This is a genomic window from Allobosea sp. R86505, assembly GCF_042466375.1.
Lineage (GTDB): Bacteria > Pseudomonadota > Alphaproteobacteria > Rhizobiales > Beijerinckiaceae > Allobosea.
The window spans coordinates 1,629,978-1,641,834 of sequence record NZ_JAXHPY010000001.1 but is presented as its reverse complement, the minus strand read 5'-3'; the positions used below and the strand labels follow the sequence as shown (position 1 = coordinate 1,641,834).

Annotated in this window: 9 protein-coding genes; 4 read left to right on the top strand and 5 right to left on the bottom strand. The window is 69.2% G+C overall.

From position 1 onward, the window contains the following. The first annotated feature begins 45 nt into the window (after window positions 1–45). Window positions 46–804, top strand: a complete 759-nt coding sequence (locus SJY11_RS07860; protein ID WP_376986040.1) for a haloacid dehalogenase type II — start codon at window positions 46–48, stop codon at window positions 802–804. 24 nt (window positions 805–828) lie between these two features. Here SJY11_RS07860 and SJY11_RS07855 read toward each other — a convergent pair whose 3' ends face one another. Then, window positions 829–1,428 (bottom strand): dioxygenase family protein, encoded by a 600-nt coding sequence (locus tag SJY11_RS07855; RefSeq protein WP_376986039.1) that lies wholly within the window; start codon window positions 1,426–1,428, stop codon window positions 829–831. Window positions 1,429–1,602: 174 nt separating this feature from the next. On the opposite strand from SJY11_RS07855, the gene SJY11_RS07850 reads away from it, so the two are divergent. Beyond that, complete coding sequence (locus tag SJY11_RS07850) at window positions 1,603–2,286, top strand: glutathione S-transferase family protein (RefSeq protein WP_376986038.1); 684 nt, start codon at window positions 1,603–1,605, stop codon at window positions 2,284–2,286. 21 nt (window positions 2,287–2,307) lie between these two features. Here the strand turns inward: SJY11_RS07850 and SJY11_RS07845 are convergent, their stop codons facing one another. Then, window positions 2,308–3,819 carry a sensor histidine kinase gene (locus SJY11_RS07845; RefSeq protein ID WP_376986037.1) on the bottom strand — a complete coding sequence of 504 codons (1,512 nt, stop codon included), beginning with the start codon at window positions 3,817–3,819 and terminating at the stop codon, window positions 2,308–2,310. Between the two features lie 265 nt (window positions 3,820–4,084). On the opposite strand from SJY11_RS07845, the gene SJY11_RS07840 reads away from it, so the two are divergent. Further along, window positions 4,085–5,758: a formate--tetrahydrofolate ligase gene (locus tag SJY11_RS07840; RefSeq protein WP_376986036.1), complete on the top strand. Its 1,674-nt coding sequence runs from the start codon at window positions 4,085–4,087 to the stop codon at window positions 5,756–5,758. A gap of 111 nt (window positions 5,759–5,869) precedes the next feature. Then, the gene (locus SJY11_RS07835; RefSeq protein WP_376986035.1) at window positions 5,870–7,645 is read left to right on the top strand and encodes a sensor domain-containing diguanylate cyclase; all 1,776 of its coding nucleotides are present in this window, start codon (window positions 5,870–5,872) and stop codon (window positions 7,643–7,645) included. A 97-nt stretch (window positions 7,646–7,742) separates the two neighbouring features. Here SJY11_RS07835 and ftsH read toward each other — a convergent pair whose 3' ends face one another. The 3 genes from ftsH to ybgF form a co-directional block, all read right to left on the bottom strand. Beyond that, a complete protein-coding gene (gene ftsH / locus SJY11_RS07830; protein ID WP_376989274.1) occupies window positions 7,743–9,668 on the bottom strand; it encodes an ATP-dependent zinc metalloprotease FtsH in 1,926 nt (641 codons plus the stop codon). A gap of 111 nt (window positions 9,669–9,779) precedes the next feature. Next, window positions 9,780–10,835, bottom strand: a complete 1,056-nt coding sequence (tilS, locus tag SJY11_RS07825) for a tRNA lysidine(34) synthetase TilS (RefSeq protein ID WP_376986034.1) — start codon at window positions 10,833–10,835, stop codon at window positions 9,780–9,782. Then, window positions 10,832–11,737 (bottom strand): tol-pal system protein YbgF, encoded by a 906-nt coding sequence (gene ybgF / locus SJY11_RS07820; RefSeq protein WP_376986033.1) that lies wholly within the window; start codon window positions 11,735–11,737, stop codon window positions 10,832–10,834. The genes tilS and ybgF overlap by 4 nt, the downstream gene beginning before the upstream one ends. Window positions 11,738–11,857: the final 120 nt, after the last annotated feature.

Below are 11,857 nucleotides of genomic sequence, written 5' to 3'. Positions count from 1 at the left end.
GCGAGTGCTAAGAAGGCTGCAGGAAAGCCGTCGGGGGGAAGGCTCATGACGATCAAGGCCGTGGTCTTCGATGCCTATGGCACGCTCTTCGACGTGCAGTCGGTGGCCGGCATCACCGAAGCCGCTTTCCCCGGCCATGGCGAGACCATCACCCAGCTCTGGCGGTTGAAGCAGCTCGAATACACCTGGCTGCGCGGCCTGATGGGCGCCTATGCCGATTTCTGGGCCGTGACGCAGGATTCGCTGGCCTACACGCTGGAGGCGCTCGGCCTGTCCGCGACGCCGGATTTCGTCGCGAAGGTCGCGGAGGCCTATGACGCGCTGGCGCTCTATCCCGAGGCGCGCGCAGCGCTTGGGGAACTCGCCGGCCTGCGGCTCGCCATCTTCTCGAATGGCAGCCCGGCCATGCTCGGGCGCCTCGTCGCGCAGGCGGGGATCGGCGATCTCCTGGAGACAGTGATCAGCGTCGACGAGATCGGCGTCTACAAGCCCGATCCGCGCGGCTACGCCCATGTCGAGGCGCGCCTGGGCCTCGCGCGCAGCGAGATCCTGTTCGTCTCCTCCAACGGCTTCGACATCGCCGGCGCCCGGGCCCATGGCTTCCGCGTCGCACGGATCGCCCGCCTGCCGGAGGAAGCGCTGCGCCGCGATCTCGCCGCCGCCACGACGATCGGCCCGGCCCTGATGTTCAAGGCGCTGCGGCTGCGCCCCGAGCGTCTCGGCTTCGAGGCCGACGCGACCATTGCCCGGCTGACCGATCTCTCCGCCCTCCTGGCGCGGGGCGAGGACGCCTGGGGTCGCTGACGCCGTCGGTCCCGCCGGGCCGCCTCAGTCGGCGAGCACGAAGTCGAAGCGGCCGATCTGCCCGCCGGCCGCGGCCGTGACCTGCATCAGCAGGCTGTCATGGAAGATGCGGTCACGCTGGTTGGCCGCCCGCTCCTCGGGAAAATAGAGCTGCGTCGTCAGCAGGGGCCGGTTGCCGGCCTGCACCTTGACGTGGAAGTGCCGGGTCCGGCCGGGATAGAAGCCGGGAATGCGGGTGATGAACTGGTAGCGCCCCTGGGCATCGCTGAGCTGGTGGCCGCGAAAGCGATAGCCGGCATTGTCGTACTGCCCCTGCGTGTCGGCATGCCAGAGATCGACCAGCGCACCCGGCAGCGGCTGGCATTGCCGCGTCAGCACGAAGCCGGAGAGCACCAGCATCTCGCCCGGGCCGTCGCCGCGCAGGTCGCGCTTCAGCGGTGAGGACGGCGTGAAATAGGGCCCCTCCGTCTGGCGCCGCGTCCCGGAGGCCAGCGCCTCGCAGGCCGGCGTCGCCGGCAGCGCCTGCGCCTCCGCCAGCCCCGGCAAGGTCAGGCTGGCGAAGCCGAAGGCCGAGAGGCGGGCCGTGAGATGCCGGCGGGTGAGTTGGCTGGACGGTGGCGTCATCCGGAGGGTCCTCTGTCGATCCCGACGCGGCGGGCGCCGCACCTGCCAGAGGTGGCGAGCGCGGCAGCCCCGGCAAGCCACCCCTCACAGGGACGTGATCCTCCATGCCCGGGACGCCGTGGCCGGAACCGCCGGCGGCGGATATGCAGGAAGCCCGACAGCCGGAGGCCGCTCATGATCAAGTTCTACTACCACCCCTCGCCCAACCCGGCGAAGATCGCGCTCTTCCTCGAGGAGGCCGGCCTGCCCTATGAGCTGGTGCCGGTCGACACCCGCAAGGGCGACCAGTTCAAGCCCGAATTCCTGGCGATCAACCCCAACGCCAAGACGCCGGCGCTGACCGACGGCGACGCCACGATCTTCGACAGCAACGCGATCCTGCTCTATCTCGCCGAGAAGACCGGGCAGTTCCTCCCCGAGGACACACCCAAGGCGCGCGGCGAGATGCTCTCCTGGCTGATGTTCGTCGCCACCGGCATCGGCCCCTATTGCGGCCAGGCGGTGCATTTCAGCCGCTTCGCGCCCGAGAAGCTGCCCTACGCGATCAACCGCTACGCCCGCGAGGCCGAGCGTCACTGGGGGCTCATCGATGCGCAACTCGCCAAGGGGCCCTACATGCTCGGCGAGCGCTACACGCTGATCGACATGTCGGTCTGGGGCTGGGCGACGCGGCTCGGTTTCGCCGTCGGGGACCACTGGGCCGAGCTGTTCCCGCATGTGAAGCGTCATCTCGACGAAATCTCGGCGCGGCCCGCGGCCCAGCGCGCGACCGCGTTGAAGGACGCCTTCGCCTTCAAGACCGAGTTCGACGACGAGGCCCGCAGGATCCTGTTCCCGCAGAACGCCCATCTCGCCTGAGCGCCTCCCGCCGGCGCGGCCTCAGGCGCGCGCCGGCTCCTCGCCATCCCCGTCCTTCAGCGCCTCGAGCGGCGCATCCAGCGTGAAGACGAGGCCGGTCGGCAGATAGGCACTGTCCGCCCGCCCCTGCGCGGCGGTGAAGGTGCGCTGGATCAGCCGCGATCCGAAGCCGCGGCGCGAGGGTGGCACGACCGGCGGGCCTCCGCTTTCCTGCCAGCGCAGCCGGAACTGCGGCACCGCGTCGATCTCGTCGACGCGCCAGGACACGGCGACACGACCGGTCTCGTTCGACAGAGCGCCGTATTTGACCGCATTCGTCGCCAATTCGTGCAGAACGAGGGTCAGTGCCAGCGCGGCTCGCGGCCCGAGCACGACATCGGGCCCGCTGATCGCAAAGCGCGTCGGATCGCCCTGAATGCCGATGACGCTGTGGGCGACATCGTTCATCGCCGCATGGGCACGGGCGCCGTCGACGAGCAGGTCATGCGCCCGCGCCAGGGCCGAAAGCCTCGCCGTGAAGGTCTCGTTGGCGGCTTCCAGCGAGGTCGCGCCCCGCAGCGTCTGGGAGGCGATCGCCTGGATCATGGCGAGCGTGTTCTTCACGCGATGGGCCAGTTCCTGCATCAGCAGGCGCAGCTGGGCCTCGGTTTCCTTGCGCTCGGTGACGTCGATATGCGCCCCGATCAGCCGAAGCGGCCGCCCCTCCCCGTCGCGCTCGATCTGCGCCACCGCCGAGATCCAGCGCACCTCCCCGTCGGAGGGGCGGATGATGCGGTACTCCATCTGATAATCGGTCGCCGAGCCGGCGACGCTCTCGCGGAAATGGCTCTCGACCATCGCCCGCTCCTGCGGATGGATGCGCCGCACCCAGTCCTCATGGGTCTCGTGCGCGGCCTCCGGCGGCAGGCCGTGGACCAGCAGATATTCGGGCGAGCGCGTGTTGCGGAAACCATCCCGTAGATCGACCTCGAGCCCGCCGACCTTGCCGATCTTCTGGACCTGGGCGAGTTCCTGCTCGCGCCGGCGCAGCGCCTGCTCGGCGGCGTCGCGCGCGCGCTGCGCATGGATCAGCTTGGTCGTCTCGGTGACGACGGCGAGCACGCCGAGCACGCCGCCGTCATCGTCGAAGATCGGGCTGTAGTCGACATGGATCCAGACATCCTCCGCAACTCCGTTCCGATGGAGAACGAGCGGCAGGTCGCGGAAGGACAGGGGCTGGCCGCCGTCGAACACGGTCCCCATCACCTGGTCGTGAAGGTCCCGGACCTCGGGCCAGGCCTCGTGCAGCGCGCAGCCCAGGATGTCGGGATGCTTTGCGCCCGCGATGACGGCATAGGCGTCGTTGTAGAACAGGAGCCCTCCGGACCCCCAGAACATCACCATCGGCGTCTGCGTCGCCAGGACCATTTGCAGGGACGAGCGCAGCCGCGCCGGCCAGGCCGAGGCAGACCCCAGCGGCGTTTCCGCGCCGGTCCAGCGGCGCAGCATCGCGCCCACCTCACCGCCCCCGACCGGCCAGGATCGCTCGTTCATTCGTCTCCCCCGAGCCGGGCGGCAGGGCCGCGGCCAATCCATGCCGGACCATGGTGATGCCAGCCACGGATGGGCACGGCAAGCCCGCATGGCCCGCGCAGGACTAGCAGGCCCGCAGGCCCGCCCCTGCGTCAAATGACACGGGCGCCCGGCACCACCCTCCCCCCTGCGAAAGCAGTGGCAGGCGGCGGGGTTTCGCGGCAGTGTCGCCGGAACGATTCCGACCGGACGAACCGGCGGACGAGAGCCTGGAAGAGGGGCAGGAATGCCGACTGACATCGAGATCGCGCGCGCGGCCACCCTCCGGCCGATCGCGGACATCGCCGCACGTGCCGGCATTCCCGAAACCGCCATCGAGCCCCACGGCAAGTTCATTGCCAAGGTCGACACGCAGGCCATCCCCGATTTCGCGGGCAAGCCGGACGGCAAGCTGATCCTCGTCACCGCCATCAACCCGACCCCCGCCGGCGAGGGCAAGACGACGACCACGGTGGGCCTCGGCGACGGCCTCAGCCGCATCGGCAAGCGCTGCATGATCGCGCTGCGCGAGCCCTCGCTGGGCCCCTGCTTCGGCGTCAAGGGCGGCGCGGCTGGCGGCGGCCATGCCCAGATCGTCCCGATGGAGCAGATCAACCTGCATTTCACCGGCGATTTCCATGCCATCACCAGCGCGCACAACCTGCTCGCCGCGATGATCGACAACCATGTCTACTGGGGCAACGCGCTCGGCCTCGACACGCGCCACATCGCCTGGCGCCGCGTGATGGACATGAACGACCGCGCCCTGCGCCAGACGGTCTCCTCGCTCGGCGGCGCCAGCAACGGCTTCCCCCGGGAGGACGGCTTCGACATCACCGTCGCCTCCGAGATCATGGCGATCTTCTGCCTCGCGACCGATCTCGATGACCTCGAAGCCAGGCTCGGCCGCATCGTCGTCGGCCGCACCCGCGATAAGCGCCCCGTCACCGCCGCCGATCTGAAGGCGACCGGCGCGATGAGCGTCCTGCTCAAGGATGCGCTGATGCCCAATCTGGTGCAGACGCTGGAAGGCACGCCCGCCTTCGTCCATGGCGGCCCCTTCGCCAACATCGCCCATGGCTGCAACTCCGCCATCGCCACCCGTGCGGCGCTGAAGCTCGCCGACTACACGGTCACCGAAGCCGGCTTCGGCGCCGATCTCGGCGCCGAGAAGTTCTTCGACATCAAATGCCGCAAGACCGGGCTGAAGCCCGCCGCGGCCGTGATCGTCGCCACCGTGCGCGCGCTCAAGATGCATGGCGGCGCGGCGAAGGAGGCACTCGGAACCGAGGATCTCGCCGCGCTTCAGGCGGGTCTCGCCAATCTCGCCCGCCACGTCGGCAACATCCGGAAGTTCGGCGTGCCCCCGATCGTCGCGATCAACCATTTCACCAGCGACACCGAGGCCGAACACGCGCTGATCGCGAGCTATTGCCGCAACCATCTCGGCGTCGAGGCGGTGATCTGCCGGCACTGGGCGGACGGAGGTGCCGGAACGGAAGAACTGGCCCACAAGGTCGTCGCGCTGGCCGAGAGCGGCGAGGCCGATTTCGCGCCGCTCTATCCCGACGAGATGCCGCTCTGGCAGAAGCTCGAGACAGTGGCCCGCGAAATCTACGGGGCCGAGAGCATCTCCGGCGACGCGAAGGTCCGCGCCCGCTTCGCCGAGTTGGAGGCCGACGGCTACGGCCACCTTCCCGTCTGCGTCGCCAAGACCCAATACTCCTTCTCGGCGGATCCCACGCTGCGCGGCGCGCCGTCGGGCCACATCGTGCCGGTGCGCGAGGTCCGTCTTTCGGCCGGCGCCGGCTTCGTGGTCGCGATCTGCGGGGACATCATGACCATGCCGGGCCTGCCGCGCGTGCCCGCTGCCGAGCGCATCCACATCGACGCGCAGGGGCGCATCGAAGGACTGTTCTGACGCCGGCTGACGCAGCGCCTGCCCGCCGCCGGCGGGCCGGCAGATGCCGCCGACAGGTCTCCGGAGCGACCGCCACGCACGCTTCGGTCACCGCCGGTCTCAGGAGACGCCATGCCGTTGAGGTCAGCCGCTGCCGCCATGCGATTGCCGAAGGGCCTGCGTGGCCGGGTGCTGGCCTGGACGCTGGCCATTCTGGTCGCGATCGCGGTTCCGGCCGCCGGCGTCTTCATCTGGCTGGTGGACAGCAGCGTGGTCAAGCTCGGCACCCTTTTTGCCGAAAAGCAGATCCTGTTCGATCGCTATCGCGGCCTGGAATCGCTGATGCGCGAGGTCTCGCTGGCCGAGACGGTGGCCCGCTCACCGGCGATCCTGGACTGGGCGCGTGACGAGGCCGATCCCGTGAAGGCGCAGCGCGGCCTGGCCGAGCTCGAGCACTACCGCCTGTCGTTCAAGGACAGGAGCTACTTCGTGGTGCTCGACGGCTCCGGCAATTATTACTTCAACGACAAGGCCAACACCTACGAGAACGATCGCCTTCGTTACACGCTCTCGCGCGACAACCCCCGCGACGGCTGGTACTTCAAGACGATCGCGCAGGGTTCCGGCTGTCACCTCAACGTCGATCACGACGACAACATCAAGGTGACCAAGGTCTGGATCAACTGCATCATCCGTGATGGCGACCGCGCGCTCGGCATCATCGGCACCGGCGTCGATCTCAGCCAGTTCATCCGCGAGGTCGTCGATATCCCGCAGACCGGGGTGCACAGCATGTTCGTCGACCGCAACGGCGCCGTGCAGGCTCATCGCGACCCCAAGCTCGTCGACTTCCACAGCCTGACGAAGGACAGTAAGGCCAAGAAGACGATCTTCCTCCAGCTTGACCATGAGCGCGACCGCCACGCCCTGGCGGAGATGATGCAGCAGGTCGCCTCCGGCAGCGCGCTCGTCAGTTCCCGCTTCATGCAGATCGACGGCCACCGGGCGCTCGTCGGCGTCGGCTATCTCGACCGGCTCGGCTGGTTCAACGTCACCATCATGGATGTCGAAGCGATCATCGACCGCCGCCTGTTCCTGCCGATCGCGCTGCTCCTGGCGGCGATGCTCGTGGCGGCGGCGGCATTGATGACGCTGGCCTTCCAGCGTCGCGTGCTCGATCGGCTGGCGCGCGTCGAGGCGGATGTCGAGAAGGTCCAGTCGGGCCATTTCGACGAGGTGACCAGCGATGCCGCCGACGATGAGATCGGCCGGCTGTCGCGCGCCTTCCGCGGGATGGCCAGCGCCGTCCGCGACAACACCGATCGCCTCGAGGAGATGGTCCGCGACCGCACCCGCGACCTGGAGCGCCTCGCCCATCTCGACCCGCTGACCGGCATCTTCAACCGCCGGGGCTTTGAGCATGCCTTCGACATGGGCCAGAGCCGCGCCCGCCGCGCCGCGGCGCCGATGGGTCTGCTCCTGGTCGACATCGACCGCTTCAAGCCGATCAACGACAGCCACGGCCATCATGACGGCGATCGCGTCATCATCGCCGTCGTCGAGCGCCTGACCCGTCTGCTGCGTGGCTGCGATGTCTGCGCACGCTGGGGTGGGGACGAGTTCATCCTGCTGCTGGACGCGGGCGATCGGGCTTCGCTCTCGGCCGTCGCCACCAAGATCTGCGCCGCCATGCGGGCGCAGCAGGTGACGCTCGCCGACGGCAGCCTTCTGCCGGTCACCGTCAGCATCGGGGCGAGCCTCGTGCGGGAGGGGCAGAGCCTCGCCGACGCCGTCGGCCAGGCCGACCGGGCGCTGTATGCCGCCAAGCAGGGCGGCCGGGACACCTTCGTCCTTGATGACGACGCCTGGCAGAGCGAGTTGCACGCTGCGCCGCCCGTGTCCGGCTGAGACGCGCGCGGCGACGCCATCCAGCAAAAAAGGGCGCCCCCTGTCGGAGGCGCCCTTGCCGTTGTTTTCCAGCCGATCCCCTGCGGACCCGCGCGCCTCAGACCTGCGGCTGCGGCTCCAGCCCGGCATCGGGCTCGTCGCGCTTGCGGCCCTTGCCAGCGCTCGGGACGGCCGAGCCGCGCGGCGGCTGCGGCGTGTCGTCGAGATCGCGCACCGGGCGCTTGCCGGCAATCAGGTCGCGGATTTCCTCGCCGGTCAGCGTCTCGAACTCCAGCAGCGCCTCGGCCACCGCCACGAACTGCTCGTGATGGTCGGTGAGGATCTTCTTGGCATCCTGATAGCCCGTATCGACCAGCTTCTTGACTTCGGCGTCGATCTTCTGGGCGGTCGACTCCGAGATGTTCTGGCTGCGGCCCATCGACATGCCCAGGAAGACCTCTTCCTGGTTGTCACCATAGGCGACCATGCCGAGTTCGTCCGAATACCCCATCTGCGTGACCATGGCCTTGGCCATCTTGGTCGCCTGCTGGATGTCGCCCGTGGCACCCGAGGTCACGTTCTCGCGTCCGAAGGTCATCTCCTCCGCCACGCGCCCGCCCATGGCGACAGCGAGCTGCGAGGTGAACTCCTTGTACTTCATCGAGTAGCGGTCGCCCTCGGGCAGGAACTTGACCATGCCGAGCGCACGACCGCGCGGGATGATCGTGGCCTTGTGCACCGGGATGCCCGCCGGGACATAGAGGCCGACGATGGCGTGGCCGGCCTCGTGATAGGCGGTGAGCTTCTTCTCCTCCTCGGACATCGCCATGGATTTGCGCTCGGCGCCCATCATGACCTTGTCCTTGGCGTCCTCGAACTCGGCATGCGTGACCATGCGCTTGCCGCGACGCGCCGCCAGCAGCGCCGCCTCGTTGACCAGGTTCATCAGGTCCGCGCCCGAGAAGCCAGGCGTGCCGCGGGCGAGGATGCGCAGATCGACATCCGGCGCCATCGGCACCTTGCGGACATGGACGCGCAGGATCTTCTCGCGGCCGGCAACATCGGGGTTCGGCACGACGATCTGGCGGTCGAAGCGGCCCGGGCGCAGCAGAGCGGGGTCGAGCACGTCGGGCCGGTTGGTGGCCGCGATGATGATGACGCCCTCGTTCGGCTCGAAGCCGTCCATCTCAACGAGGAGCTGGTTCAGCGTCTGCTCGCGCTCGTCGTTGCCACCGCCGAGGCCGGCGCCGCGATGGCGTCCGACGGCGTCGATTTCGTCGATGAAGATGATGCAGGGCGAGTTCTTCTTCGCCTGCTCGAACATGTCGCGCACGCGGCTGGCGCCGACGCCGACGAACATCTCGACGAAGTCCGAGCCCGAGATCGTGAAGAACGGCACATTGGCTTCACCCGCCACGGCGCGCGCCGTCAGCGTCTTGCCGGTGCCGGGAGGGCCGACGAGCAGCACGCCGCGCGGGATACGCCCGCCCAGCCGCTGGAACTTCTGCGGATCGCGCAGGAACTCGACGATCTCGGTCAGGTCTTCCTTGGCCTCGTCGATGCCCGCGACATCGTCGAATGTGACGCGGCCATGCGCCTCGGTCAGGAGCTTGGCCTTGGACTTGCCGAAGCCCATCGCCCGGCCGGCCCCGTTCTGCATCTGGCGGGACATGAAGATCCACAGCCCGATGAAGATGACGAACGGCAGCGAATTGACCAGCAGCGCCATGAACCAGGGCGTGCCCTCGGAGGGAGCGCGGGCCGAAACCTGCACGCCCTTCTGCGCCAGCGTCTTCAGCAGGGCCGGATCGCCATAGGGCGCGTAGGTCACGAAGCTGCGACCATCCGAGAAAGTCCCGGAGATCTCCTGGCCGGCGACGACGACATTCGTGATCCGCCCGGCCTCCGACTCGTTGATGAGCTGGCTGTAGGGGATCTCGTTGATGTTGGCGCGCTGGCTCGGGCTCTGGAACAGCGTCACGAGCGCCAGCACCAGAAGGAAGATCACCACCCAGAGGGCGAAATTGCGGAAGTTCGGATTCATCATCTGTCCGATCAGGCCTGCCGGACCAACCGGAAGAGGCCGAGAGTTTGCAGCATCAATCTAGGTGCGGGCGAGCCCATTGCCAAGGGAAAGACATTTGAGCCCTTTCGCCTATGTTGCCGCAGGGTGAATGCCACGCCGGCGCGGGCGCTCTCGCCGCAGCGCCAGGGTGCCGTCGCGGGTAAGCACCAGCATGGCCCCGGCCAGGGTGCGCGTCACGGGCCGGCTCGCCCGAGCCGCCTCGCACAGAGCCGCGACACAGGTCTCGAGCCGCTCGAGCCGCACCGGGCTCTCCGCCTCGGCGCCCAGCCGCTCGAGCGCCGCGGCCACGACGCGCAGCACGATCTCGTCCGGCTCCTGCCGCAGCGCTGCGAAGTTCAGCCGCACCAGCGGTGCCTCGGTGGTCGGCAACAGCACCGCGCCCAGCACAGCCTGCGCCCGGGCGGCGGCCGCCTCGTCCAGCCGCGCCAGCCGACCCGCCAGCAGCGACAGGCGCTCGGCATCCAGCCCCTCCGCCGCCAGCAGCGGCATCAAGGCCCGCCAGCGCGCCCGCGCGAAGCGCGGATCGCCATTGCTGGGATCCTCGACGAAAGGCAGCCCGCGCGCCTGTGCGGTCGCGATCAGCCGGGCCTTGGGCACGGCCAGCAGCGGCCGAGCGAGAACCGCGCCGCCCCGCCTCACCCCCCCGCGCATGCCCGCGAGGCCTGACGGCCCGGAGCCCCGCGCCATCCGCATAAGCAGCGTCTCGGCCTGATCGTCGAGCGTATGCGCGGTCACCAGGACGGCCCCGCCGGCATTCTGCGCTTCGGCCGCGAGCAGGGCATAGCGCGCCCCGCGCGCCCGCTCCTGCAGCCGGCTGCGCGGCTTGTCGCCCTCCCAGTGCAGGATGCGATGCACCACGCCGAGGCCCGCACAGAGAGCGGCGACGCCCTGCGCCTCGTCGGCGGAGCTGGGACGCAGCCCGTGATCGACGGTCGCGGCGAGGAGGCATGGCCTGCCCGGCTCTCTCAACCAATCTGCCAGCAGGGCGAGCAGCGCGACGGAATCCGGTCCGCCGGACACGGCGACGAGGAGACGCGCTTCCCCCGCGAGGTCTTCGAAAAGCTCCGCCGCCTCGCGCGAGCCGACGGGCGGATGGTCGCTGCTGGACTGCTCGACCGCGCTCAAGCGCAGCCCGAGCGGCGGCGCTCGCGCTCGACGCCCTGGCGAACCGAGTTGGGCGCGGCGGGGTAGTCGACGCCGACCTTGGCATAGGTCGCGCAGGCCTGGTCGCGCGCACCGAGGCCGTTCAGCGCGATTCCCAGCCGCAGCAGGCTTTCGGGCGCCTTGGCCGACTTCGGCGCATCGCTGCTGACCTTCAGGAACTGCTCGGCCGCCTCGCGGTAGCGCTTGCGCTGGAGATAGCTCTCGCCCAGCCAATAGGTCGCATCGATGGCGAGCCGATCGCGCGGATAGCTCTGCAGGAACTGGCGGAAACCCATCTCGGCCTGCTCGTATTCCTTGCGCAGGATCGCGGCATAGGCGAGGTCGTAGGCCTCCTTGGCGGTGGCGGGGCCGCTGGCGGCAGCAACGCTCGGGCCGCGCGGTGCGGGCTGCGGCAGCGCGCCTGAGGGCACGCCGCGCGCGACGCCCTGCAGGTCGAGCGGGCCCTGGCCGGCCGTGTTCGCGTCCTCCTCGATGATGCCCCCGATGCCGCCATTGAGCGGGCGCGGCGCCCCGGCGGCGCCGACCTGCGTGTTCGGGTCGAAGGCGTCGCTGCGCCGCTGCGGGCGCTGGGCGCCGGCTGCCGGAGCGGCAGGCGCACGGCCACCAGCCTTCTCGTTCAGGCGGAACTCGACATCCTCCTGGAACTTGCGCAGCTGCTCGGTGAGCCGCCGGTTCTCGAACTGCAACTGCTCGATCTGCCCGGAGAGCTGGCGGATCTGGTTCTCCATCCGCGAGGTCCGCACCACCAGATCGGCGGCATCCTGCGCCGAGGCTGGCAGGCTCAGGCAGGAGACCGCTGTGCCGAGCGCCAGGGCGGCGAGGCAGGAGCGGAGCTTCCAGGCGGGAGCATGGATTGGCGACATCGGGAACGGACCGGGGTTTGAGAGATGAGCGTCGTATAACACGCCCTGACAACGGCCAAAATATGAAAAGGCCGGCACGTTCCCCTCAGGAAGGCGCCGGCCTCGTGGCCGATCCGGCAG